The sequence below is a fragment of the Bacteroides sp. ZJ-18 genome, assembly GCF_011038705.2.
GTDB lineage: Bacteria > Bacteroidota > Bacteroidia > Bacteroidales > Bacteroidaceae > Bacteroides > Bacteroides hominis.
The window spans coordinates 3,532,229-3,557,322 of sequence record NZ_CP072198.1 but is presented as its reverse complement, the minus strand read 5'-3'; the positions used below and the strand labels follow the sequence as shown (position 1 = coordinate 3,557,322).

Sequence of the window (25,094 nt, the reverse complement as noted above, 5' to 3'; positions counted from 1 at the left end):
TCTATGTATACAACAACTATAGGAAAAATATTTTTGAAGGCTTATAATCGGAAGTATCAAAAGGAGCATACAGGCAAATCTTTTTTTATTGAAGAATTTGTGCCTTTATTTTTCGATCATCAGAAATATATGATGACTGCCGGAAACTCTCCTCTTGAAAATCCTAAATTGAGTTGGGAAGATATGATTAAAGGTAAGAAGCCGTTTGAAACTCCAGAGCAAAGGCAGGCAAGGATTGATAAAATGATTCGAAAAATAGAATCTGAAGAGGCCGATGCGAGTATTGCTGTTGGATATGGAGTTTCTGATAATACTGCGGCTACCACCGGACAGGTTACCAATATTGATTTTCCAGACAATAAAGAAAATATATATTTGTCTTGGATCGGTGCTGGACTAGGAGTAGGGGTCTCCGGAGGTTTGACCATCTCGTTTAACCACGAACAAATACTTCTGGATATTTTTGACGGATGGAAATATTATCGTGATTATTTAGAGCGTTACCCGTGGATGAAAGGAAATCAGATAAATACTTGGAATGCGCATTGGATAACGCATCGTTACGATGATTATCTTTATGATGTTGACAATCCGACATCCGGCATGAATCCTGTGGTATCTGTAGAAGGGGAAATTGTCAATTTACCTACTATTTCTTGGGTTCCGGTCGTTATGGGAATAGCCCGATATTTCCCAATAGACAATTTGGTCGGGTATCTATACAGTATTGGACAGTCCAATACAACCATTGGCTTTATGCCTTTTAGACTTCAGGACATAATAAGTATAGAACACCTATATTCTAAAGTATTTGGATTACCTGCACTTAACGATAATAGAAGAAAGATTGAAAGCCTTTTGGGAACCGCTTTCGGGTTAAGAATAGCTTGTCAGGCTGGAACGATCGGTATACCAGCTATGGAGCCTAAAGGGCTCAAGGCTTATTTTTCCACGGGAAAAGGACTAAAAAAAATTGTGTATAAAGACGATAATGAACAAAAAATAATAATCAATATTTACTTAATTTGGATATTAGCTATGTTGAATAATGAAAAATTATGGACTTTGTCTGAGGAATTCGCGAGATTGCTGTTGCAATATGAAGCGGATGCCGGTAAAATGAAAAGAGATAGAATGAATCAGGTTGGCCAATTATTTGCTTCAGTATCAGCCAAGCAATTTTTGAATAATTTGATTCCTATTATAGAAAATGAGAAAGAAGTAGAAGGGTATAGAAATATGGGAAAGGTACTTCATGAAATGCCTAAAGATAATTTTCCTTATTTCAATACATTGATCCGATTTCAATATGCATTGTTAAACAAATAATAAAATAAAACTATGAAACCGTATATTTATTTAAGAGGATTACGTCATGTCGACCTATCTGTGTTTTGTGTAGAGAATGGACAAAAGAGATATTGGGATCCGGTATTTAATGTGTGGGCACCTTATTCAAGCGGTCAACAGGTGAAACGAAGTATTCTTAATGCCATCAACGATGAATTGCAAGCAGAACCTTCTCCTGTTACTTTTGTTTTTGATGTTAATAAAAACACATTAGGAGAAGGAGAAGTGTTGTCATTATGTGATCCTCAATACTTTGATCAACTTCTTGGAGGATGGATGAAAGCTGCTAAAGGAGGTAAAGAGCGCACTCTTAAAAGAAGGAGTCCTTTTTCTATTTCTGCTATGCGTCCATTGCATCCTTTGTTAGGTGGACGTTTTATAGAGAACGCTACATTTGACAGAAGTGATCGACCAGAATTGCATAAAGTAATAGTTCGGGATTCTTCGGGAAAGCCTATGACTGAAGAGCAAATAGAAGAGCTGCTGGTAGATACAGATAGAAGCCTTTACCGTAAATGGATTCCTGAAAACAGTAGAGCAACCGGACTTTTTGTATATGATGTAGCTATTGATATGCGAACCTTGTTCACGGTGTCTACTAACCAATTGGAACCGGAGCTTTCTAAAGAAAAAATACAAGAGCTTAAGGAAAAAGGTTGGGGAATCACTCAAAATGTATTTGGAGAATGTCTGATAATGCCTGAAGTGGAAAGATTAAAAGTGATTCCTGCTATTGCAAAAGCGCTTGTCAATTGGAGAATCTCTAGTAATCAATCCCGAACATTTAGCTTAATGGAAACATTGGCCGTGGCTATTAGCGATAATGCTAATACTTTGGCTGGGGCAATTCGTGCGAAATTATTGGATAATAATCCGGATAAACCTCAGGCTAAACCAGTGATAGATGAAGCAGCCGGTGCAGAATTGTTTGTTACTTTACCCTGTTCTGGTTATGTCGTGACCGAGAATGAGTCGGCAGACGCTTTGCAAAAGGCAGAAGCAAAATTGATTGCATTATTGACTGCTTTTGATTACGAAACTCAGAAATAGGGTATGTTAGTTTTATTAGGTGAGGGAGATCATCTACCTCACCTATGAAATAAAAAAGCTATATATGAATTTGATAGGTACACATTTCAATTATTATCAGGTTTGTAAACGGAAACTTTGGTTGTTTGCCAACGGCATACGCATGGAGCATACATCCGATTTAGTTTATGATGGAAAGTTGATTCATGAAAACTCATATCCTCAACGTTCTTCCAAATATGAAGAGATAGAGATAGATGGCATTAAAGTAGACTATTATGATGCTTTACATAAGACAATTCATGAAATCAAAAAATCAGATAAGGTAGATATTGCGCACGAATGGCAGTTAAAATACTATATTTATGTGTTTGAAAGAAATGGTATTATGGATGTTACAGGAGTGTTGGAGTATCCTATTTTGAGAAAAAGGAATATAGTGTTGCTGAGTGAAATAGACCGTGAAAAGATTAGTGAAATGGAGACAGATATCATAAGAATCATGGATTCTGATATTTGTCCTTCTTTGGAGAGAAAGAGGATTTGTAGGAATTGTAGTTACTTTGATTTTTGCTATAGTGGGGAGGATGTTGAATGAAAAAAACTTATTATCTATTCAATCCTGGAGAATTGGAGCGTAAGGACAATACGTTGAAGTTTACTCCGATTTCGGAAGATGGTTCAGAAAACAGTGTGGGGGAACCTCGTTATTTACCAGTTGAAGATATAAATGAGTTCTATGTCTTCGGTTCATTACGTGCAAATAGCTCTTTATACAACTTTTTGGGACAAAAAGATATTGCAGTACATTTTTTTGATTATTATCAAAATTACACCGGATCTTTTATGCCCAAAGATTCTTTATTATCCGGGAAAATGATCTTGGCGCAAACTTCTGCTTATCAAAATAAGAAAAAAAGGATTGTAGTTGCTCAGAAGTTTATAGAAGCTGCGTCTTGGAATATGCTAAAGAACTTGCAATATTACAATCGTCGTGGTAAAGATATGGAGGATTTGATGGATGCAATTAAAAAGTATGCTTCTCAGCTATCTGCAACAACTTGTGTTCAAGAATTAATGGGGTTAGAGGGTATGATAAGGCAAACTTATTATGATGCTTTTAATTTGATTCTAAATGATTATGAGATGGGTGGTAGGAGTAAGCAACCTCCAAGAAATGAAGTAAACGCTCTTATCTCTTTTGGGAATATGATGTGCTATACTATGTGTTTGCGTGCCATTCATCAGACTCAACTAAATCCAACAATTAGCTTCTTGCATACTCCAGGCGAAAGACGTTACTCATTGGCATTGGATGTTGCGGAGGTCTTTAAACCGGTAATTATTGATAGGGTTATATTTAAAGTCTTAAATAAAAAGGAAATCCAAGAAAAGCATTTTGATTGGAAATTGAATAAATGTTTGCTCAATCAAACAGGTAAAAAAATCTTTGTAAAGGCAATTGAAGATAAGTTGGTTGAAACAATAAAGCACAGAACCCTAAACCGTAATGTCAGCTACAGGCATTTGATAAAATTAGAGTGCTATAAGTTGGCAAAACATTTATTGGAAATAGAGGAGTATAAACCGTTTAAAATGTATTGGTAAATATGTATGTTATTTTAGTTTATGATTTTGGTGAAAGGAGAGTTTCTAAGATGTTGAGATTATGTCGTCGGTATTTGAATTGGATCCAGAATTCTGTGTTTGAAGGTGAACTCTCGGAAGTACGTTTAAAAGAGCTATTATTATTGGCAAAAGGGTTTATGAATCCCGAAGAAGATTGTATTATCATTTTTAAAGGGGCTACTCAATGCTCTTTGGAGAAGGAAATAGTGGGTAAAGAACTTTCTAACATCGATAATTTTTTGTGAAACGGTTGTCGAAGTGGATCGTTATTGTGAATTATTCAATGATAATGCAACCGAAACGCTCTATGACGTGTTGATACATAGATGTTTAGCGCCTATGTCGCTAACCCATGTTTTTTATATTATTCTTGATCGACGCATTATTTCTAAATAAAAGTATTTTTTCTAAAAAGTATTTGTCTTATTACTAAGTGATTGCGTTGGTTGATGGACAGGGTGTTAATTGTACCTTATGGAATTGAAACACTGTACGAAAAATTATAACCACCTTCAGAGGGAGTGTTAATTGTACCTTATGGAATTGAAACACATTGTTGGTTCTGTTGCTAAGTTTGGTTTCTTAGTGTTAATTGTACCTTATGGAATTGAAACTTCGGTTCTGTCGCTTTTACTGGTCAATTACGTAGTGTTAATTGTACCTTATGGAATTGAAACTCAATCTTGATTAAAAATAATTCAGATTTGCCATTGTGTTAATTGTACCTTATGGAATTGAAACTAATTTTTGGATACAAGGTCGCCGCAGCGCTTACAGTGTTAATTGTACCTTATGGAATTGAAACTTGTTAAACGTGCGCCCAAAAAGGCAAAGGAGGCGTGTTAATTGTACCTTATGGAATTGAAACAAATTTGATTGAGATATGAAAGGAAGAATAAAACGTGTTAATTGTACCTTATGGAATTGAAACATAAAAAATCATCATCATAATGATTAGTATAAGGAGTGTTAATTGTACCTTATGGAATTGAAACAAATGAATAACAGCAAGATAGAAATCACCACAAAGTGTTAATTGTACCTTATGGAATTGAAACGAATTTGATTCTTTAGGCTTGGAGTCTTTGCCTTTGTGTTAATTGTACCTTATGGAATTGAAACTTGATTAATGTCAAAGAGATTAGTCCTGTTCTTCGTGTTAATTGTACCTTATGGAATTGAAACAGCGTAGAAAGAGCTATCTGTTTTTCTTGCGGAAGGTGTTAATTGTACCTTATGGAATTGAAACTCAATACATACCACACCCCAACATAGTGGATTAAGTGTTAATTGTACCTTATGGAATTGAAACAGAGAACCTTTATAAAATTGACCTACTGGCAAATACTGTGTTAATTGTACCTTATGGAATTGAAACAAATAAATAACAGCAAGGTAGAAATCACCACAAAAGTGTTAATTGTACCTTATGGAATTGAAACACCTTTGCTCGGAGTGAAATCTATCCAATCATGCATGTGTTAATTGTACCTTATGGAATTGAAACATTGCTTAACCGCCTCTGATATGCTGTTATCCGGGTGTTAATTGTACCTTATGGAATTGAAACAGCGAAAATAGAGGCGGAAGGCAAAGAAACTGAAACGTGTTAATTGTACCTTATGGAATTGAAACTCGAACTAAAGGCTCTACGCTTCGTTTCATCGGTGTGTTAATTGTACCTTATGGAATTGAAACGTATTTGGGTCAAACTGTAACCTTTCTTGAATCACGTGTGTTAATTGTACCTTATGGAATTGAAACTTTTAAAAATAGAAAAATATGATTGATTTTAGCAAAGTGTTAATTGTACCTTATGGAATTGAAACGTCCGTGCGATGGGTGTGACTACAAAGATAGAAAGGTGTTAATTGTACCTTATGGAATTGAAACAATACTCGTATAATGGGAGCGGAGAAAACGTCACGGTGTTAATTGTACCTTATGGAATTGAAACAAAGATTATACTCACCTCTCCTTTCAAATCACCGAAGTGTTAATTGTACCTTATGGAATTGAAACTTAGGAAACATTGACAAAAGACGTTCAGCATGTTCAGTGTTAATTGTACCTTATGGAATTGAAACAGTTGGAACACATTACTACGAATCTGTAGGCGATGTGTTAATTGTACCTTATGGAATTGAAACTTCTTTATCTGATATAAATTCAGCTATTGTTAATGTGTGTTAATTATACCTTATGGAATTGAAACATCTTCGTCAGAATGATAGGTGCTGCTATTGGTGGTGTTAATTGTACCTTATGGAATTGAAACAACATATAAGGCTACATTCGTTGTACTCTCACCAGTGTTAATTGTACCTTATGGAATTGAAACTTATCTACGTATTTAGCGAAGTTCTTGAACTTGTGTGTTAATTGTACCTTATGGAATTGAAACTATTGACTCTGAACGAGATAAGTTACGCTACGATAATGTGTTAATTGTACCTTATGGAATTGAAACATCTTCATCAGAATGATAGGAGCTGCTATTGGCGGTGTTAATTGTACCTTATGGAATTGAAACCAGTTTTTTTCTTTGCATGAGTTGATTGACACAAGTGTGTTAATTGTACCTTATGGAATTGAAACATCGTGAACAAGGGTGTTTGAATCGGAAATAACAATTGTGTTAATTGTACCTTATGGAATTGAAACTAGACAACAGGCATCATACCATTAACGTTAGCACGGTGTTAATTGTACCTTATGGAATTGAAACTTAAGATAACGACGCAACTGCGTAGGATTCATTTGTGTTAATTGTACCTTATGGAATTGAAACAAATGAATAATAGCAAAATAATATTTTTCCATATGTGTTAATTGTACCTTATGGAATTGAAACCTCAGCATTTGTTAGGTTGTGCTGCTGATATTTCGTGTTAATTGTACCTTATGGAATTGAAACTTTTGCGGAATCCGCTTTTGATGAAGTGTTTAAAGTGTTAATTGTACCTTATGGAATTGAAACGCAAGAAATCATCATCATAATGATTAGTATAAGGGTGTTAATTGTACCTTATGGAATTGAAACGCTGGCTGGACGGCAAAGCAAGGACAGGCAGTAAAGTGTTAATTGTACCTTATGGAATTGAAACAATCCAGTGTTCGCATTGAACTTTGATAATTTCGCGTGTTAATTGTACCTTATGGAATTGAAACTTTATTACTAACTTATAATCTCTTTTCTTCATAACGTGTTAATTGTACCTTATGGAATTGAAACTTCTTTACTCAGGGTCAACGCGTAATCGTACCTCTTGTGTTAATTGTACCTTATGGAATTGAAACTAATTTTTGGATACAAGGTCGCCGCAGCGCTTACGTGTTAATTGTACCTTATGGAATTGAAACTGTAGAGGGCCTCACTCACCAGATAACGGTAGATGCGTGTTAATTGTACCTTATGGAATTGAAACGTTTGCAAGACATCAGATTATGATATGAAGATCGGAGTGTTAATTGTACCTTATGGAATTGAAACTCATAATCCCCTCTCTTGAAGGATGTCGTTATATGTGTTAATTGTACCTTATGGAATTGAAACGTAGTTTGATAGAGGCTAATTGATACGCACGCTGGTGTTAATTGTACCTTATGGAATTGAAACTCGAGATCAACAATGACAGGAAAGATAGCAAACTTAGTGTTAATTGTACCTTATGGAATTGAAACTCTCGACGCAATAACCACTATTGCAGAGGGCTACAGTGTTAATTGTACCTTATGGAATTGAAACTCTCGACGCAATAACCACTATTGCAGAGGGCTACAGTGTTAATTGTACCTTATGGAATTGAAACAAGTTATATGCTGTGAGTATATTCCGCTTTACTCGTGTTAATTGTACCTTATGGAATTGAAACCAAAGCCATCATGCTTTCATACAGACCTGATACTGTGTTAATTGTACCTTATGGAATTGAAACTTTATTGAACGTATTTTCTGTATAAGCAACTCAAAGTGTTAATTGTACCTTATGGAATTGAAACCCGCTCATACGGCCGTCATTGTAACGTTCTCCATAGTGTTAATTGTACCTTATGGAATTGAAACCTGTATAAGTCACTTCATACTTCTTATCCAGTGCGTGTTAATTGTACCTTATGGAATTGAAACTTTTTTGATCCAGTCGAGAGTGATACCATCAATGGTGTTAATTGTACCTTATGGAATTGAAACATCAACAAACTTTGTATATGAACAATACAATTTAGTGTTAATTGTACCTTATGGAATTGAAACATAAATATTGGGGTGATTCTGCCAAAATATTTAATGCGTGTTAATTGTACCTTATGGAATTGAAACACAACAAAGCCGATACAGTTGACGGTCGAGTCACCGGTGTTAATTGTACCTTATGGAATTGAAACGCAAAAACCCCGATACGCAAATACTTGATTTAAAGGTGTGTTAATTGTACCTTATGGAATTGAAACAACAAACGGTTTACGATCACAGGCGGCACAATTGGTGTTAATTGTACCTTATGGAATTGAAACTTCAGTACCACCCGAAAGACGGTGTTCTCCGCCACTGTGTTAATTGTACCTTATGGAATTGAAACCAGAAAAGCGGGCTATCTTTGCAGCGTAGGAGAGGTGTTAATTGTACCTTATGGAATTGAAACTTTGAGAACTGGAGTATAAAGAGAACGACGTCAGCTTGTGTTAATTGTACCTTATGGAATTGAAACTTTGAGAACTGGAGTATAAAGAGAACGACGTCAGCTTGTGTTAATTGTACCTTATGGAATTGAAACAAAGATTAGTCAAATACTTGCCAAAATTAGAATTGAGTGTTAATTGTACCTTATGGAATTGAAACCTCTTTCAAACTCAATAGACTGAATATACCGGGAGTGTTAATTGTACCTTATGGAATTGAAACCCGATTTTGTTTCCAAACTCCGTCAGAGCAGCCGTTGTGTTAATTGTACCTTATGGAATTGAAACAGGTATAAAACAAATTTATGCCATTCAGGAGAATGTGTGTTAATTGTACCTTATGGAATTGAAACTTCTCTCTCATAGCCGTTTTCAACTTCTCCTTATAGTGTTAATTGTACCTTATGGAATTGAAACCGCAATAGAAACGAAGAACATCTGACTGTCTTCGTGTTAATTGTACCTTATGGAATTGAAACACGAAAATATAACGAATATCAAGTTTATCACACTGTTGTGTTAATTGTACCTTATGGAATTGAAACTTGATAAGATAAATCAAGAAGTTGAAAATTTGAAGTGTTAATTGTACCTTATGGAATTGAAACAAGACAACTTAGTACCAGCCTTCAAACTATTAACTTGCGTGTTAATTGTACCTTATGGAATTGAAACGCATTAACCGTAGTGAACTTTTCTCCAAGTTGGGGAGTGTTAATTGTACCTTATGGAATTGAAACCTGAGAAAAAAGCAAAATAAAGATAAAATGACAGGGTATTAATTGTACCTTATGGAATTGGACTCTTTGTGTGCTACAACGGTACCTACACCGCCTGCACGTATTAATTGTACCTTATGGAATTGGACTAAGGAAGATGTATATTTATAAGATTGGCTTAATAGAACTTAATAGAATGAATTTTTTTTTCTTGCTAGCATATTCTCTCATTATCTTTTGGGAAATGTTTTTATTAATCCTATTTCCTTTTTATTAGAAAACAATCCTTATATTTGTCCCTTGTATTATTAATTTAATGACAAATGACACTTATGAAGACATTGAATTTTATGAAGACGCTGCTTTTATTGGTAGCTATAGTAGGCTTGAACTCTTGTGGCGACAAGTATTATTCAGATGATTATTTGCGAAACAGTAATGCAAAGTTATGCGGAAAGACTTGGGTGAATGATTCTGATAAAAATGATGCGGATGAATGGGTGCGCCATACATTGAAGTTTGATGATAGCGGACGGCTGGCAGAAACTTATGCTTATTATCATTTGAATGAAAACCAACCTTACCGGACAGAAACAAATAATCTGACTTGGTCCTGGATAGACGATTCGATGGAAGGAATTGTTTTTGACTATGGCGTAAACGGGATGACTTATTTTGATAATGTGTGGGTGCGCGAACATAATCTTTCCGGAAAGCTGAACGGAAAGGTCGTTGTATTTGTTGATTCAAAATACAACAGAAACTAATTTAGAAAAGGAGATAGAAAGATGAAAGGCTATTTAAAGATTCTGCTGGGACTGCTGCTGGCTGTCGGACTGGCATCCTGTGAAGACGATCAGGGAGAGATTGAATATGTCATTGCCGGACGGGCATGGACAGGAGATGTGGGGATGAATGCCGATAACGGTGAAGCCTTGTTTAGTACCTTTGAATTCGGGCTTGACGGTTTTGGGGTGGAAACCCAGTTTTATGCTTCTGACGGCGCTTTGTATGATCAGTATCGTTTCCGGTGGTATTGGGGCGACTCTTATAATCGTAATTTAGTGTTGGATTACGGAACTAACGGTATTTCTTTTATGGATGACGTAAGAGTATACGGAGATCGGCTGAGCGGTATCTTTTATCTTTCGGACAATGCACCGGGATTTAATTTTGAGCTTAGGATGGAATAATACTTATATTTGACAGGTGGGATATATCAAAATGGGCGTGAAATAGTTGTTTCACGCCCATTTTAGTATCATTTTCTGAGAAACAATTTCTTGAATGCCGGGGGATAAGGAGTTTCAAATTCCATCAGCTGATCTGTTACCGGATGATAGAAACAAAGTTTGAAAGCATGCAACGCCAGACGCCCGAGAGGATTGGGGCCGCCGTCGATACCGTAACGCCCGTCTCCGATCAGAGGATGCCCTAAATCCTGCATATGTACACGTATCTGATTTTTACGTCCGGTTTCCAGTCGCAGTTCTACCAATGAATATCCATTGGCGCGTTTGATAGTGCGATAGTGGGTGATTGATTTGGAACCACCGTCATCGTAGCTGCTTGAACTGACATATAAGGTACGGTCTGTCAACCAGGATACGACGGTGTCGCTGTCCTTTTCCATCTCGCCGGTAACTACTGCTACATAACGACGGTCCGTCACGATGTCATGCCAGTGGTCACGCAGTGTACGTTGTGTCTTTTCATCTTTGGCAAACATCATCAATCCTGAGGTGTCACGATCCAGACGATGAACTACAAAAATACGGTTTCCACGCCCCGAACGCCCCACATATTCACTTAAGATATGCTGTGCTGTGCGTTCCTTTTGCCGGTCGGTGCCAACAGAGAGTAAGCCTTCTTTTTTCTCTACTACGATGATATAAGCGTCTTCATAGACGATTTTCAGCAGCGGATGACGGAATTCCTTTTTATTCTTATCTTTGCTGATAAGCACTTTCATGCCCGGTTGCAGAGGGAAGTTGAACTGTGTCGTAATCACATTGTCAACCAGTACGATTCGTTTGCTGAGCAGTGACTTTAGCTTGGTACGGCTGGCATCAGGCATTTTCGCTGCGAGGAAGTCCATTAGTTCCATAGGCTCTTTCACCAGATAACCTGTATATTGCGCACGTGCCTTTTCGGCCGGAGTTCGTTTCATTCTTTTCATATTCGTTTCCTTATTTAAGTTCGAGCAGCACTACGTTTTCCACGTGATGGGTATGTGGGAACATATCTACCGGTTGCACTGCTTTCACACGGTATTTAACGTCGAGCAACTGAAGATCACGGGCTTGCGTTGCCGGATTACAACTAACATATACAATTCGTTTTGGTTCGGCAAACAAGATTACGTCTACCACATCCTGATGCATTCCTGCCCGGGGAGGATCGGTGATAATTACGTCCGGACGTCCATACTGATTGATGAAGTCCTGAGTCAGGATATCCTTCATGTCTCCGGCAAAGAACAACGTATTCTCTATTCCATTAATTTCCGCATTTACTTTCGCATCTTCAATGGCTTCGGGCACGTATTCGATGCCAATCACTTGCCGTGCCTGTCGCGATACAAAGTTAGCAATGGTTCCTGTTCCGGTATACAGGTCATACACCAGTTCGCCACCCGTTAATCCGGCAAAGTCGCGCGCTACCTTATAGAGGTTGTATGCCTGCCCCGAATTGGTCTGATAGAACGATTTCGGTCCCACTTTGAAACGCAGGCCCTCCATCTCTTCAAAGATATGGTCGTTGCCACGGAATACGTGTACATCGAGATCATTGATGGTGTCGTTGCATTTATTATTAATAATGTATAGGAGAGAGGTTATTTCCGGAAATTGGTCGGCCACATACTGCAATAACTGCTTGAAGAGGTCCATTTCATGCTCTTCGGTAATTTTACAAATCAGAATTACCATCAGTTCGCCGGTACTTGAAGTACGCACAATCATGTTGCGGAGCATTCCTTCCTGTGAACGAAGGTTGATGAAAGAGTAATTGTGCTCGTAAGCATAATCACGGATTGTGTTTCGGATGCGATTGGAAATATCGTCTTGTAACCAACACTTTTCGATAGCCAGTACTTTGTCGAATGCTCCCGGGATATGGAATCCCACTGCATTCATCTGGTCGTACTTTACATCCTGTTTCACTTCTTCTGCTGTCAGCCAGCGTTTGTTTGAGAAGGTAAATTCCAGTTTGTTCCGATAAAATTCGGTTTTGGCAGATCCCAGGATAGGAGAGATCTCCGGTAATTCGATCTTGCCGATGCGACGGAGGTTATCTTCCACCTGTTTCTGTTTGTATTTGATTTGTTCGGCGTAAGGCAATACCTGCCATTTGCATCCGCCGCATACGCCATAGTGTTGGCAAAAAGGAACGGCACGTATCGGCGAGAGTTCGTGAAACTTCACCGCTTCGGCCTCGGCATATTTATTCTTTTTTCTTTTGACTTGCAGATCCACCACATCGCCCGGCACTACGTAAGGCACAAAAACTACCAGGTCATTTACTTTTGCGATGGCTTTTCCTTCGGCAGCCACATCCGTTATTGTCACCTTCTCCAGCAGGGGAAGTTCTTTTTTCTTTCTAGCCACAATACTCCTTGAATTATATTAAAATGATTTCTTTATGTATAAAGCGTGAATATATAAAATCACCATTCTACGCCATATTAATAAAATCTTTCGCAAAAGTAGGTATTTTTTTTCGTATTTCTCTATATGAAGTGAAATAATGCAGATTGCAATGTCGAAATTGCATTTTGATAGAAAGTTTTTCATATAAAAGTTTTCTGGTTTGCGAAATATCCTTAGATTTGCGAACAGAAAAGAATCACAACTAATAACTTTAAAATCGTATTATGGACAAAAAAAGAGTTTATACCTTTGGTAATGGACTGGCAGAAGGAAAAGCCGGTATGCGAAACTTACTTGGGGGTAAAGGTGCGAACCTTGCCGAAATGAATCTGATCGGTGTCCCCGTACCTCCGGGCTTCACAATTACAACTGACGTTTGTACCGAATATTACGAGATGGGACAGGAAAAGGTCGTATCTCTCCTGAAAGAAGAAGTAGAAAAAGCCATTGCAAATATAGAGAACCTGATGCGTTCAAAATTTGGTGACGTAGAGAATCCGTTGCTGGTTTCTGTGCGTTCGGGTGCGCGTGCATCCATGCCGGGCATGATGGATACGATCCTGAACCTGGGATTGAACGATGAAGTGGTTGAAGGCTTGACCCGTAAAACAGGAAATGCCCGTTTTGCATGGGATTCTTACCGCCGTTTCGTACAGATGTATGGTGATGTAGTATTGGGTATGAAGCCTGTTAACAAAGAAGACCAGGATCCGTTTGAAGCCATCATCGAAGAGGTGAAACATGCCAAAGGCGTGAAATTGGATAACGAGCTTGAGGTAGAAGACCTGAAAGAACTCGTGAAGAAATTTAAAGCTGCTGTAAAAGCACAGACCGGCAAGGATTTCCCTACTTGTGCATACGAACAGCTTTGGGGAGCAATTTGCGCTGTATTTAATTCATGGATGAATGAACGCGCCATCCTGTACCGTAAGATGGAGGGAATTCCTGACGAATGGGGTACTGCCGTAAGTGTTCAGGCAATGGTATTCGGTAATATGGGCGATGGTTCTGCTACAGGTGTTTGCTTCTCACGCGATGCTGCCACAGGTGAGGACCTTTTCAATGGTGAATACCTGATCAATGCACAGGGCGAGGACGTTGTTGCCGGAATCCGTACTCCGCAACAGATCACGAAGATCGGTTCTCAGCGTTGGGCCCAGTTGGCCGGTGTGAGCGAAGAAGAGCGTGCTTCGAAATACCCTTCTATGGAAGAAGCAATGCCGGAAATATATAAACAACTGGACGAATTGCAGACTAAGCTCGAAAATCACTATAAAGATATGCAGGACATGGAGTTCACCGTTCAGGAAGGCAAACTTTGGTTCCTTCAGACACGTAACGGTAAACGTACCGGTGCTGCCATGGTAAAAATCGCAATGGATCTGTTCCGTCAGGGAATGATTGATGAAAAGACTGCCCTGATGCGTGTAGAACCCAATAAGCTGGATGAATTACTCCACCCGGTATTCGATAAGTCTGCTTTGAAACAGGCTAAAGTGTTGACTCGCGGTTTGCCGGCTTCTCCGGGTGCTGCTACCGGTCAGATTGTATTCTTTGCTGACGACGCTGCCGAATGGCATGCTGCCGGAAAACGCGTCGTAATGGTTCGTATTGAAACATCACCGGAAGATTTGGCCGGTATGGCAGTTGCTGAAGGCATTTTGACCGCACGCGGAGGTATGACTTCACATGCAGCCGTGGTTGCCCGCGGTATGGGTAAATGTTGTGTTTCGGGAGCCGGTGCACTGAACATCGACTATAAAGCCCGTACAGTAGAAGTGGACGGCGTGTTGCTGAAAGAGGGTGATTTCATCTCTTTGAACGGTAGTACGGGTGAAGTTTACCAAGGTAAAGTAGAAACGAAGGCTGCTGAGTTATCGGGTGATTTTTCCGATTTGATGAAGTTGGCCGATAAATATACCCGCCTGCAAGTACGTACTAATGCCGACACTCCGCATGATGCTGAGGTTGCCCGTAACTTCGGTGCGGTAGGTATAGGCCTTTGCCGTACGGAACACATGTTCTTTGAAGGTGAAAAAATTAAGGCTATGCGTGAAATGATTCTGGCAGAAAATGCTGAAGGGCGCCGCAAAGCACTGGCTAAGATACTTCCGTATCAGCAAGCCGACTTCAAAGGTATCTTTAAGGCTATGTCCGGTTGTCCGGTGACCGTACGCCTGCTCGATCCTCCTTTGCATGAATTCGTTCCTCACGATCTGAAAGGACAGCAAGAAATGGCCGATACGATGGGGGTAAGCCTGCAATATATCCAGCAGCGTGTAGAATCACTTTGCGAACACAACCCGATGTTGGGTCACCGTGGCTGTCGTTTGGGAAATACGTATCCCGAAATCACACAGATGCAGACTCGTGCCATTTTGGGTGCCGCTCTTGAACTGAAGAAAGAAGGAATAGAAACACATCCCGAAATCATGGTGCCGCTGACAGGTATTCTTTACGAGTTCCAGCAGCAGGAAAGTGTGATCCGTGCCGAAGCAGAAAAGCTTTTCGAAGAGGTGGGAGACCGCATCGACTTCAAGGTCGGAACCATGATCGAAATTCCTCGTGCAGCTCTGACTGCCGACCGTATCGCTTCGTCTGCCGAGTTCTTCTCGTTCGGAACCAACGACTTGACTCAGATGACTTTCGGTTACTCTCGTGACGATATCGCTTCTTTCCTTCCGGTTTATCTGGAGAAGAAGATCCTGAAGGTAGATCCGTTCCAGGTACTCGACCAGAATGGTGTAGGCCAGTTGGTACGTATGGCAACCGAAAAAGGGCGTGCTATCCGTCCGGATTTGAAATGCGGTATCTGCGGTGAACATGGCGGTGAGCCTTCATCTGTGAAGTTCTGCCATAAAGTAGGTTTGAATTACGTTAGTTGTTCTCCGTTCCGTGTGCCTATTGCACGTCTGGCAGCGGCACAAGCAGCTATCGAAGACTAAATAGATTTTAGATAACTGGTTAGGCGAGGCTACCCGTGAAAGGGTAGCCTCGTTTTTTTATGGAAACAGAATAAGAGAAAGCAGAAGCAGGGGGAGTGGATAAAATGTAGAGTGAATATTTGTATAATTCAAATAAAAATATTTCCTTTATCTTATGAAACCTTACTTATTATATTTTTAACAAACTAAAATTACAGAATTATGAAAAGAAATCTTGTGTTTGTATTGTTTGCCCTTGTTTCGGTTGTGGGCTTTTCTCAAGTGAGCTGGAATGCCAAGGTGGGAATGAATATCAGTAATTATACCGGTGATTTTGACATGAATGCCAAAGTAGGATTCAAAATAGGCGGTGGTATGGAGTATGGATTTAATGAAATCTGGTCTTTGCAACCCTCTTTGTTCGTATCTTCCAAAGGTGTCAAGAAGGATGAACTGAGTGTGAATGCTGTTTATCTGGAACTGCCGGTTATGGCTGCGGCGCGTTTCAAAGTGGCCGATAATACCAATATTGTGTTGAGTGCCGGTCCTTATTTTGCTTGCGGTATCGGGGGTAATTCTAAAGTCGATTTAGGTAAAGGACGTTTGGAAGTTGATACCTTTGGCGACGACGGTCTGCTGAAACGTGGCGATGTAGGTTTGGGTATCGGTGTGGCCGCGGAGTTTGGCAAGATCATCGCAGGGCTTGACGGCCAGTTCGGATTTGTCGATGTAATGGACGACGTAAATGGTAAAAATCTGAATGTTTCGATCAGTGTAGGTTATAAGTTCTGAGAAACCGATAAATATTAAAATAGAGAAGCCGCTGTAAATCAATTACAAGCGGCTTTTCTTTTATATTCACTCAGCGAATAATGGCGGAAATAGTTGTTTAATTAATGAATATACTATACTTTTGCGCCCCGAAACAAAAGTGAAATAATTCTTTTGTTTGTTTTCAAAATAGGTACATTTAATTAAAACTACTAAGAAGATGAAAAAGATTGTATTGTTTTTATTTGTTGCTATTGCAACTTTATCTGTCAAAGCTCAGGACATTTACATGGGAGGTACCGTAGGTTTGTGGCGTAATGATGACGCTAATACTACTTCTTTCAAGCTCGCTCCGGAAATCGGATACAACCTGAGTGAACAATGGGCACTGGGCGTTGAACTCCAGTTTAACCATGATTATATAAGTCATAAAACGATTAATTCTTTTGCTATTGCTCCTTATGCACGCTTTTCTTATTACGAGAACAAGATTGTACGTCTGTTTATTGATGGTGGGTTTGGCTTTGCTACCACTAAGGTGAAAGATGGCGGAGATGCAATAAACGGTTTTGAGATCGGTCTGAAACCGGGTATTGCCATAAAACTGAACCAACATTTCAGTTTGGTTGCCAAATGTGGTTTCTTGGGTTATAAGGACGACTATATGAATAACAGCGGATTCGGCTTTAGCGCAAGTAGCGAAGACTTAACATTCGGATTCCATTACGAATTTTAATCAAATAGGTTTCAACGAAATAGGGTGGCTTCCCTTCATAAGGAAGTCACCCTATTTTATTTAGTCCGTTATTCTTTGGCTCAGTCCGCCATCTTTTTCAGTTTCTTGAAGTGTTCTATCACTGCCAGATAATCTCTGTCGGAACAGGCATCGAATTTACCCCACAAGTCTCCTAAAACCACTGCACCTCCGAATCCGAAATCCTTTACTTCCAGTATATTCTCCGGCGTGATGCCTCCCAAAGCCATTACTTTGCCATCGATGATTTTGTCTTTACCTGCCTGACGCAATTCTTCAGCCGTGTAAGGCGAGTTATATCCTTCTTTTGAGATACTGTCGTAAATCGGGCTCATAAACACATAGTCGTAAAAGTGTTTTTTGTTTTTCACTTCCTCCACCGAGTGGCAGGAACAACTGATATGCCCGGAGTAGTCATGTGGCTCTTTCGGGTTGCGGGCATTCAGGTGAATTCCCATCAGGTTGAATTCTTCTTTCAGGTAGAAGTGTTCATGGGTGACAATGCGTTTATGATATTTTTCCGGAATCAGTGTGAGCAAGCGTTCCGAATACATAGCCGGCGTTTCCGGTTTCCTGAGATGCAGAATATCCAATCCCTCTTCAAAGAGAGCAGTGATAATCTTATCTTCTTCTACAAAGAAAGTAGGCGTCGTTACTACGATAAGTTTCATTTCTGTTGTTAAACTGTTAAGTTTAGCAAAGTTAGTAATTAACTTACTCAGAAACCAACCTTTATAGTGAAAATATGTTAGATTGCAATGTCCGTAAGTCAATTGTCCATAGTTTGCCTGCCAGAACCTCGCCGAATCCGCAGATAATCTTCAGGACTTCGGTTGCTTCCACACTGCCCGTCACTGCCGGTGTTACTCCGACTACCCCTTTGGGAGGGGGAGGCATACGCAACATCTCTTCTTCATCCGGATAGAGGTCACGGTATGTTTTCCGTTGTGCCCCGCTCCCGTAGTTAAAGACAGAAACCTGTCCCTCGAAACCACAGATGGCACCGTACACATAAGGTTTTCCCAACTCTACACAGACGTCATTTATCAGATATCGGGTGATAAAGTTATCGCATCCGTCCACTACGATGTCGTACTGCCTTATCAATTCACGGGCATTGTCTTTGCTGAGCCGTCCCGGACAGGCATTTACCTCTATTTCCCGGTTCAGGGCACTGAGCCGCAGTGAAGCGCAAATCGCTTTCAGGTCTCCCACCTCTTCTTCTGTATAGAGCACCTGCCTTTGCAGATTGCTGAGGCTTACTTCGTCGTTATCCACCAGTCCGATGGTACCTACTCCTGCACCCGCCAGATAGAGGGCGATGGGAGAACCCAGTCCTCCTACGCCCACAATCAATACTTTGGCAGCTTTGAGTTTTGCTTGTCCTGCTTCTCCTATTTCCGGAAGCATGATTTGCCTGTTGTATCTTTCCATGATTCGTCTTTATCGTTAGCATTGAGTCAGGGTCAGTGCCGTGTCCCAGTCTTTGTAAACGGGTATCCGCCCCAGTGAACGCAGTGCGGCATCCACTTCCACGGCTTTCCGTTCGTCGCTGACATGAAACTGCTCCAGTGCCTGCGGATAGGTAAAGTAGCCTCCCGGTTCCGTTTTACTTTCGGCGCTCATGGTAGTCACCCCGAGCGTAGCCATGTGGTTACGGAACTCTGCGCTTTCGCGGGTAGAGTAGGAGATATCCACATCGTGGTCGAAGATGCGCATGGCAAAAGTCACCTGTGCCAGTTCCCGGTCGTTCATCACAACATTAGGTTGGAAACCTCCGTTCTCCGAGGGACGCATCCGGGGGAAGTTGACGCTATATTTCGTTTTCCAGTAGTGCTTTTGCAGATAGCGCAGATGGTAGGCCATCATTGTGACATCCGTGCGCCATTCTTCCAGACCGATCAGTACCCCCATGCCTATTTTGTGTACACCTGCTTGTCCCATACGGTCAAAACCATTGACACGCCACTCAAATTTCGATTTCATACCACGGGGATGATACACATTATAATTGGTTTTGTTGTAAGTCTCCTGAAAGCAGATGACTCCATTCAGTCCGGCATACGTAAGCCGTTCATATTCTTCTGCTTTAAGTGGCATTACCTCAATTTGCAGATTAGAGAAATAAGGCTTTGCCAGCAGGAGGGCCCGTTCAATGTAATCTACTCCTGCTTTGGCAGGATTTTCGCCTGTTACTAACAGCAGATTTTCGAACGGAGCCAGTTTCTTGATCGCTTTGTACTCGTTTACCATTTCCTCTTCCGTAAGGATGGTCCGTTTCATCGGATTATTGTGGTTAAAGCCACAGTATACACACGAGTTTGTACAAGAATTTGTAATATAGAGTGGAACGAACATCGAAATTGTCTTTCCGAAGCGTTCCAGCGTATATTTCCGGCTGAGACGCGCCATAGTCTCCAGATAGGGGGCGGCAGCCGGCGAAATCAATGCCATAAAATCGTTTACATCGCAATGTTCCTTTGACAATGCGCGGCGCACATCGGCGTCGGTTTTGGAATAGATGATTTTAGTCGTCTCTTCCCAGGAAATCTTTTCTAATTCATCTGAAAACATTTTATTTTTTCTTTTTATTCTTCTGATTTATTTTCTTCAATGTGTTCCGCACAGTTGTTTTTACAGCGGTCGAATACAGTTCCGTATCTGTGCTTTCCAGTATGGTCCGCAGTTCGTTGAGCAGTTCGGGTTCGTGCTTGCACAGGTGGTAGGCCATTCGGACGGCTAAGGATTGCACGCCTATGCTTTCGTGGCGAGACAGCATGCAATCCAGACAGAAGTTAAGCAATTCAACCGATGGGATTTCTTCGGCGGGAGCATGGTAGAGTATGGAGAGAAGCAGGCGCTTGGAACCATCGTGTTTGCAGGTCACCAGCCTTCCGGTCAGTTCTTCCCGGAGCGGGGCGAACCAATCGGGGTATTGCCTGCAAAGTTTATCGCATACCCACAGTGCCCGCCAGGAGACCAATAGCTTCTCGTCTGTCGTCAGATGATAGAGGGCCTCAAAGCTCTCCGGCTGCCGGCGGATCTCCTCAATGATCCGGTCTATGGATAGTTCGGAGATGGGTACGTCCAATGCTTTCCGGTATTCGTCTGTTCTTTCCATGACAGTTGGTCTTACTCTTGTTTTTTAGTTTTCTTCAAATCCCGGCTCAGTCGCATTGCGCAGAAGTTCGGTCCGCACATGGTGCAATATTCTCCGTCCGTGTGTCGTCCGGCATGGAAATAAGAGAATGCGCGTTCCGGGTCGAGCGATAAGTCGAACTGGTCTTTCCAGCGGAATTCATAGCGTGCTTTGCTCAACGCATTGTCCCGTACCTGGGCTCCCGGATGCCCCTTGGCCAGGTCGGCTGCATGGGCGGCAATCTTATAGGTGATCACTCCGACGCGTACATCTTCTTTGTCGGGCAATGCCAGGTGCTCCTTGGGCGTCACGTAGCAGAGCATGGCTGTTCCGAGCCAGCCTATTTGTGCCGCACCGATTGCAGAGGTGATGTGGTCGTATCCCGGTGCAATATCCGTCACTAACGGGCCGAGTGTATAGAACGGGGCATTGTGGCACTTCTCGATCTGGCGTTCCATGTTCTCGCGGATTTTGTGCATCGGCACGTGTCCGGGCCCTTCGATGAAGGCTTGTACGTTCTTTTCCCAGGCGCGCACCACCAGTTCGCCCATGGTATCAAGTTCGGCAAACTGTGCCTCGTCATTGGCATCGTGGGTGGAACCCGGCCGCAAACCGTCTCCCAATGATACCGCTACGTCATATTGTGCCAGAATATCACAGATGTCGTCAAAGTGTTCGTAAAGGAAACTCTCGCGGTCGTGCACCAGGCACCATTTACTCATGATGCTCCCGCCGCGGGATACGATTCCGCAAAGCCTCTTTTCCGCCAGGTGCACATTGTGCCGGCGGATTCCCGCATGAATGGTGAAGTAGTCCACTCCCTGCTCGCACTGTTCTATCAGTGTGTCGCGATACAGTTCCCAGGACAGGTCCTCTACTTTGCCGTTTACCTTTTCCAGTGCCTGATAGATGGGTACCGTACCCACCGGAACCGGGCAGTTGCGTATGATCCATTCCCGTGTTTCGTGTATGTTTTCTCCCGTTGAAAGATCCATCAGCGTGTCACCTCCCCATTTGCAGCTCCACATCGCTTTCTCCACCTCTTCGTCGATGCTCGACGTGGTTGCGGAGTTACCGATGTTGGTATTGATCTTTACCAGAAAGTTACGGCCGATAATCATTGGTTCGGCTTCGGGATGATTGATGTTGGCAGGCAGAACCGCCCGCCCTTCGGCTATCTCTTGGCATACAAATTCAGGAGTAATGTGAGTATCGATACCCAGTTCCTCACAGTTCATGTTTTCGCGGATAGCTACATATTCCATTTCCGGAGTGATGATACCTTGTTTGGCATATGCCATTTGGGTGATATGTTTCCCGGATTTGGCCCGGTAGGGCAGTGCGATGTGCTCAAAGCGGAGAGGGTCGAGGCTTTTGTCGTCCCGCCGCATCCGTCCGTATTCCGAACTGATCTCCGGAAGTTGCTCTACATCCCCCCTTTTCAGTATCCATTCTTCCCGCAGCCGGGGGAGACCTTTTTTCAGGTCAATCTCTATGTCCGGGTCACTGAAAGGTCCGCTTGTATCATAGATATATACGTGTGGGTTGGGAGTTATGATTTTCTTCTCTCCTTCGAAAGTGGTGCTGGGCACTTGCTCTACTCTCCGCATACCTACGCGGATTTCGGGGAAAAGTTTTCCGGACAGGTACACTTTCTCGGAGCGGGGGAATTTTATTCTTTGTTCCATAAATTCGTTATTAGAGGTGGGACTGTTTTTTTATTCGTTTAAAAATGCCGTCAGCGGTGAACTTGCTTCTGCCACCAATCCGGTAGTCTGCATGCCGAGTCCTGCTTCATAGGCCATTCGTCCTGCTTCGACTGCCTGCTTGAAGGCCTTTGCCATTTCTACCGGGTTGCCGGCTACGGCAATGGCAGTATTTACCAGACACGCCGATGCTCCCAGCTCCATCGCTTCTGCCGCATGGCTCGGCGCACCGATTCCGGCATCCACTATTACCGGGATACCCGCCTGTTCGATAATGATGTGGATGAATTCTTTGGTCTGCAAACCTTTGTTGGTTCCGATCGGTGCTCCCAACGGCATCACTGTGGCCGCTCCCGCCTCTTCCAGTTGTTTGCAGAGCACCGGGTCGGCCTGGCAATAAGGCAGTACCACAAATCCGAGTTTCACGAGTCGTTCGGTTGCTTTCAGAGTCTCTACCGAGTCGGGCAGCAGATAGCGCGGATCCGGGTGTATCTCCAGCTTCAGCCAGTTGGTCCCGAAGGCTTCGCGTGCCATTTGTCCGGCAAACACCGCTTCTTCTGCATTGCGCACTCCCGAGGTATTGGGCAGCAGTTGGATGTGTGGATGCACGATATGTTTCAGCATGTCGTCTTCCGAATTCTCCATGTCGATACGTTTCATGGCCACTGTTACCATTTCGGTGCCCGAGGCCAGTATCGATTGTTCCATCAATTCGTTTGAGTTGAACTTTCCTGTTCCCAGGAAGAGGCGGGAGTTGAATTCACGTCCCGCAATAATTAGCTTTTCCATTTCTGATTTTGTTTTGAGCTTTATTCACCACAGAGGACACAGAGGGCACAGAGTTTTAATCTCTTGTTTATTAGTACATTTAAGAGAAATATATTCTCTGTGTCCTCCGTGTACTCTGTGGTGAACTCGTATTCATTTCCTTATATGTTTAGAATCCTTCTTGTTTCTTCTACCGGGTCCGGCGCTTGCAGGATGGCTCCTGAGAGGGCGATGCCGTTTACGCCTGTTTTCATGATGGCAGGGATATCTTCCGTTACGATGCCTCCGATGGCGACTACCGGAATCCGGATGCCGCATTCATCCATTTGCGATAAAATAGAGGTATATCCTTCGAGTCCCAGTACGGGGCTGAGGTTCTTCTTGGTTGTAGTAAACCGGAACGGGCCGATGCCCAGATAGTCGGCACCGGCGCTGAAGTGCATTTTCACGTCTTCAAAAGTATTGGCTGTACCTCCGATGATGAATGCTTCGCCCAGGATTTTTCTGGCTTCGCTGACAGGCATGTCTTTTTTGCCCAGATGCACTCCGTCCACTTCCAGTTTTTGGGCGAGTTCCACATGATCGTCAAGAATCAGGATGGCTCCGTGTGTCTTGCAAAGAGGTTTCAGCTGCCGGGCTACTGTTTCCACCTCTTCCGGAGATGCCTCTTTCATGCGCAGTTGTATCCATTTGCATCCTCCTTCGAGGGCCATACATGCCGATTCGAAATAAGAGTATTTCCCGGTCTGGTGAGTGATAAATTGCAGGCTCAGCATGATTTATCCTCCACAGGCTGCTTTAATCACAATCAGGTTGTCATTCTCGTGCAGGCTGAATTCGTCCCATTGCGGACGTGGGATCATTTGGTTGTTCACAGCGATGGCAATGCCGTTTTCGGGAAGTTGCAATTGCGTGGCAAGCCCGGTGATGGTGCTTGCGGTAGTTTCCACTTCTTTGTTGTTCACTTGTACTTTCATATTCGTATATGTATTTATAGATAAATGAAAGTAAATACAAAGAGAGTGCATGCGGAGAGAAACGATAAGAAGAAATACACAATCCCTTCGGCAGTACTAACTGCATCAGGTTCTTAGGGTATGATCTCAGCCACCGGGTGGCACCCCTTTGTCTTTACGGGAACAAAGTAAGTGAAAAAGGAGATAAGAAAAAAGTAAATCAGGGATTATTTCACCACGGAGTAGGCAGAGAGTGGTGCAGAGGAAACAAAAGACGCAGAGGACACCAGAGTCAAATTCGTTCTTTTCCCGAATTTGAAACTCTGTGTCCTCTGCGTCCTCTGTGGTGAATACTTCTGAATTACAGTCGTTTTTCCACTACATCCCAGTCGATGATCTCCCACAGTTTATTTACGTGGTCGGCCCGCCGGTTCTGATAGTCGAGATAATAAGCGTGTTCCCACACATCGAATCCCAGTAGCGGTTTTAGTCCGGCACGCACCGGGTTGCTTCCATTGGCTTCTTTGGTGATATGCAGTTTCCCGTTTTTATCCACAGACAGCCAGGCCCATCCCGAACCGAACAATCCTACGGCAGCCGCATTAAATTCTTTCTTGAAGTTCTCAAAGCTTCCAAAGTCGCGTTTGATGGCTTCTCCCAACTTACCTTCCGGTTCGTTTTTCGCCGGTTTCGGTGCGAATTGCAGGAAGTAGAGTGTGTGGTTCAGCACCTGTCCGGCATTGTTGAAGATGGCTCCGTCGGGAGCCGAAGCTACGATGGCTTCTACTGTTTTTCCTTCAAATTCGGTGCCCGGAACGAGGCTATTGAGATTGTTTACATATGTTTGAAGATGTTTACCATAATGGTAATCAATGGTCTGCTGACTGATTACAGGTTCCAGCGCATTGTTTGCGTACGGAAGTTTAGGCATTTCGTAAGTCATGGTTGTAAATATTAAAGACATTAATAATGTATTCATAAATTCAAATCTTTTATTTCATTTCTATAAATATATAACG

At 42.1% G+C, this 25,094-nt stretch carries 21 protein-coding genes, 1 CRISPR repeat array and 1 riboswitch; of the genes, 10 read left to right on the top strand and 11 right to left on the bottom strand.

The features are described from left to right. Positions 1–3: 3 nt before the first annotated feature. The 7 genes from G7Y45_RS14305 (at position 4) to G7Y45_RS14275 (ending at position 10,600) form a co-directional block, all read left to right on the top strand. Complete coding sequence (locus tag G7Y45_RS14305) at positions 4–1,329, top strand: hypothetical protein (RefSeq protein WP_005806451.1); 1,326 nt, start codon at positions 4–6, stop codon at positions 1,327–1,329. 12 nt (positions 1,330–1,341) lie between these two features. Further along, the gene (locus tag G7Y45_RS14300) at positions 1,342–2,400 is read left to right on the top strand and encodes a hypothetical protein (protein ID WP_005806450.1); all 1,059 of its coding nucleotides are present in this window, start codon (positions 1,342–1,344) and stop codon (positions 2,398–2,400) included. A 64-nt stretch (positions 2,401–2,464) separates the two neighbouring features. Beyond that, entirely contained in the window at positions 2,465–2,977 is a 513-nt protein-coding gene (gene cas4, locus G7Y45_RS14295) for a CRISPR-associated protein Cas4 (RefSeq protein ID WP_005806448.1), read from the top strand. Then, positions 2,974–3,987 carry a type I-B CRISPR-associated endonuclease Cas1b gene (gene cas1b / locus G7Y45_RS14290; RefSeq protein ID WP_005806445.1) on the top strand — a complete coding sequence of 338 codons (1,014 nt, stop codon included), beginning with the start codon at positions 2,974–2,976 and terminating at the stop codon, positions 3,985–3,987. The genes cas4 and cas1b overlap by 4 nt, the downstream gene beginning before the upstream one ends. Positions 3,988–3,989: 2 nt before the next feature. After that, positions 3,990–4,253: a CRISPR-associated endonuclease Cas2 gene (gene cas2, locus G7Y45_RS14285; RefSeq protein WP_005806443.1), complete on the top strand. Its 264-nt coding sequence runs from the start codon at positions 3,990–3,992 to the stop codon at positions 4,251–4,253. Positions 4,254–4,466: 213 nt separating this feature from the next. Beyond that, positions 4,467–9,557: a CRISPR direct-repeat array (repeat unit 29 nt; unit sequence GTGTTAATTGTACCTTATGGAATTGAAAC). Positions 9,558–9,730: 173 nt separating this feature from the next. Then, entirely contained in the window at positions 9,731–10,174 is a 444-nt protein-coding gene (locus tag G7Y45_RS14280; RefSeq protein ID WP_165015167.1) for a hypothetical protein, read from the top strand. Between the two features lie 21 nt (positions 10,175–10,195). Then, positions 10,196–10,600: a hypothetical protein gene (locus G7Y45_RS14275; RefSeq protein WP_032544034.1), complete on the top strand. Its 405-nt coding sequence runs from the start codon at positions 10,196–10,198 to the stop codon at positions 10,598–10,600. Between the two features lie 68 nt (positions 10,601–10,668). Here the strand turns inward: G7Y45_RS14275 and G7Y45_RS14270 are convergent, their stop codons facing one another. Beyond that, positions 10,669–11,586 (bottom strand): RluA family pseudouridine synthase, encoded by a 918-nt coding sequence (locus G7Y45_RS14270; protein ID WP_005778080.1) that lies wholly within the window; start codon positions 11,584–11,586, stop codon positions 10,669–10,671. 10 nt (positions 11,587–11,596) lie between these two features. Then, complete coding sequence (gene rlmD, locus G7Y45_RS14265; protein ID WP_005806432.1) at positions 11,597–13,015, bottom strand: 23S rRNA (uracil(1939)-C(5))-methyltransferase RlmD; 1,419 nt, start codon at positions 13,013–13,015, stop codon at positions 11,597–11,599. A gap of 266 nt (positions 13,016–13,281) precedes the next feature. On the opposite strand from rlmD, the gene ppdK reads away from it, so the two are divergent. From ppdK to G7Y45_RS14250, 3 genes are all read left to right on the top strand, one after another. Beyond that, on the top strand, positions 13,282–16,002 hold the full coding sequence (gene ppdK / locus G7Y45_RS14260; protein WP_005778073.1) for a pyruvate, phosphate dikinase: 2,721 nt from the start codon (positions 13,282–13,284) through the stop codon (positions 16,000–16,002). Between the two features lie 201 nt (positions 16,003–16,203). Next, the gene (locus G7Y45_RS14255; RefSeq protein WP_022012391.1) at positions 16,204–16,773 is read left to right on the top strand and encodes a porin family protein; all 570 of its coding nucleotides are present in this window, start codon (positions 16,204–16,206) and stop codon (positions 16,771–16,773) included. Between the two features lie 199 nt (positions 16,774–16,972). After that, positions 16,973–17,488 (top strand): outer membrane beta-barrel protein, encoded by a 516-nt coding sequence (locus G7Y45_RS14250; protein ID WP_005778068.1) that lies wholly within the window; start codon positions 16,973–16,975, stop codon positions 17,486–17,488. Between the two features lie 80 nt (positions 17,489–17,568). On the opposite strand, the gene G7Y45_RS14245 is transcribed toward G7Y45_RS14250, so the two are convergent. The 9 genes from G7Y45_RS14245 to G7Y45_RS14205 form a co-directional block, all read right to left on the bottom strand. Then, on the bottom strand, positions 17,569–18,177 hold the full coding sequence (locus tag G7Y45_RS14245; RefSeq protein WP_005778065.1) for a thiamine phosphate synthase: 609 nt from the start codon (positions 18,175–18,177) through the stop codon (positions 17,569–17,571). 61 nt (positions 18,178–18,238) lie between these two features. Further along, positions 18,239–18,940: a HesA/MoeB/ThiF family protein gene (locus G7Y45_RS14240; protein ID WP_005806426.1), complete on the bottom strand. Its 702-nt coding sequence runs from the start codon at positions 18,938–18,940 to the stop codon at positions 18,239–18,241. A gap of 15 nt (positions 18,941–18,955) precedes the next feature. After that, positions 18,956–20,080, bottom strand: coding sequence for a 2-iminoacetate synthase ThiH (gene thiH, locus G7Y45_RS14235; protein WP_044300181.1), 1,125 nt, complete (start codon positions 20,078–20,080; stop codon positions 18,956–18,958). A gap of 1 nt (position 20,081) precedes the next feature. Continuing rightward, positions 20,082–20,627: a hypothetical protein gene (locus G7Y45_RS14230; RefSeq protein WP_044300182.1), complete on the bottom strand. Its 546-nt coding sequence runs from the start codon at positions 20,625–20,627 to the stop codon at positions 20,082–20,084. Positions 20,628–20,638: 11 nt separating this feature from the next. Continuing rightward, a complete protein-coding gene (gene thiC, locus G7Y45_RS14225) occupies positions 20,639–22,333 on the bottom strand; it encodes a phosphomethylpyrimidine synthase ThiC (RefSeq protein ID WP_005806421.1) in 1,695 nt (564 codons plus the stop codon). A gap of 30 nt (positions 22,334–22,363) precedes the next feature. Beyond that, positions 22,364–23,140, bottom strand: coding sequence for a thiazole synthase (locus G7Y45_RS14220; RefSeq protein WP_165015162.1), 777 nt, complete (start codon positions 23,138–23,140; stop codon positions 22,364–22,366). Between the two features lie 140 nt (positions 23,141–23,280). Further along, entirely contained in the window at positions 23,281–23,895 is a 615-nt protein-coding gene (locus tag G7Y45_RS14215; protein ID WP_022012389.1) for a thiamine phosphate synthase, read from the bottom strand. A gap of 3 nt (positions 23,896–23,898) precedes the next feature. Continuing rightward, complete coding sequence (gene thiS, locus G7Y45_RS14210; RefSeq protein ID WP_032530986.1) at positions 23,899–24,096, bottom strand: sulfur carrier protein ThiS; 198 nt, start codon at positions 24,094–24,096, stop codon at positions 23,899–23,901. A 65-nt stretch (positions 24,097–24,161) separates the two neighbouring features. After that, positions 24,162–24,254, bottom strand: a riboswitch (TPP riboswitch). A 182-nt stretch (positions 24,255–24,436) separates the two neighbouring features. Then, positions 24,437–25,054, bottom strand: coding sequence for a superoxide dismutase (locus G7Y45_RS14205; RefSeq protein WP_005778049.1), 618 nt, complete (start codon positions 25,052–25,054; stop codon positions 24,437–24,439). Positions 25,055–25,094: the final 40 nt, after the last annotated feature.

Excerpts from the sequence above, each read along its gene's own strand:
- G7Y45_RS14305 (WP_005806451.1), top strand. The coding sequence starts at position 4 with ATGTATACAACAACTATAGGAAAAATATTTTTGAAGGCTTATAATCGG.
- G7Y45_RS14300 (WP_005806450.1), top strand. The coding sequence starts at position 1,342 with ATGAAACCGTATATTTATTTAAGAGGATTACGTCATGTCGACCTATCT.
- cas4 (WP_005806448.1), top strand. The coding sequence starts at position 2,465 with ATGAATTTGATAGGTACACATTTCAATTATTATCAGGTTTGTAAACGG.
- cas1b (WP_005806445.1), top strand. The coding sequence starts at position 2,974 with ATGAAAAAAACTTATTATCTATTCAATCCTGGAGAATTGGAGCGTAAG.
- cas2 (WP_005806443.1), top strand. The coding sequence starts at position 3,990 with ATGTATGTTATTTTAGTTTATGATTTTGGTGAAAGGAGAGTTTCTAAG.
- G7Y45_RS14280 (WP_165015167.1), top strand. The coding sequence starts at position 9,731 with ATGACACTTATGAAGACATTGAATTTTATGAAGACGCTGCTTTTATTG.
- G7Y45_RS14275 (WP_032544034.1), top strand. The coding sequence starts at position 10,196 with ATGAAAGGCTATTTAAAGATTCTGCTGGGACTGCTGCTGGCTGTCGGA.
- G7Y45_RS14270 (WP_005778080.1), bottom strand. The coding sequence starts at position 11,586 with ATGAAAAGAATGAAACGAACTCCGGCCGAAAAGGCACGTGCGCAATAT.
- ppdK (WP_005778073.1), top strand. The coding sequence starts at position 13,282 with ATGGACAAAAAAAGAGTTTATACCTTTGGTAATGGACTGGCAGAAGGA.
- G7Y45_RS14255 (WP_022012391.1), top strand. The coding sequence starts at position 16,204 with ATGAAAAGAAATCTTGTGTTTGTATTGTTTGCCCTTGTTTCGGTTGTG.
- G7Y45_RS14250 (WP_005778068.1), top strand. The coding sequence starts at position 16,973 with ATGAAAAAGATTGTATTGTTTTTATTTGTTGCTATTGCAACTTTATCT.
- G7Y45_RS14245 (WP_005778065.1), bottom strand. The coding sequence starts at position 18,177 with ATGAAACTTATCGTAGTAACGACGCCTACTTTCTTTGTAGAAGAAGAT.
- G7Y45_RS14240 (WP_005806426.1), bottom strand. The coding sequence starts at position 18,940 with ATGGAAAGATACAACAGGCAAATCATGCTTCCGGAAATAGGAGAAGCA.
- thiH (WP_044300181.1), bottom strand. The coding sequence starts at position 20,080 with ATGTTTTCAGATGAATTAGAAAAGATTTCCTGGGAAGAGACGACTAAA.
- G7Y45_RS14230 (WP_044300182.1), bottom strand. The coding sequence starts at position 20,627 with ATGGAAAGAACAGACGAATACCGGAAAGCATTGGACGTACCCATCTCC.
- thiC (WP_005806421.1), bottom strand. The coding sequence starts at position 22,333 with ATGGAACAAAGAATAAAATTCCCCCGCTCCGAGAAAGTGTACCTGTCC.
- G7Y45_RS14220 (WP_165015162.1), bottom strand. The coding sequence starts at position 23,140 with ATGGAAAAGCTAATTATTGCGGGACGTGAATTCAACTCCCGCCTCTTC.
- G7Y45_RS14215 (WP_022012389.1), bottom strand. The coding sequence starts at position 23,895 with ATGCTGAGCCTGCAATTTATCACTCACCAGACCGGGAAATACTCTTAT.
- thiS (WP_032530986.1), bottom strand. The coding sequence starts at position 24,096 with ATGAAAGTACAAGTGAACAACAAAGAAGTGGAAACTACCGCAAGCACC.
- G7Y45_RS14205 (WP_005778049.1), bottom strand. The coding sequence starts at position 25,054 with ATGAATACATTATTAATGTCTTTAATATTTACAACCATGACTTACGAA.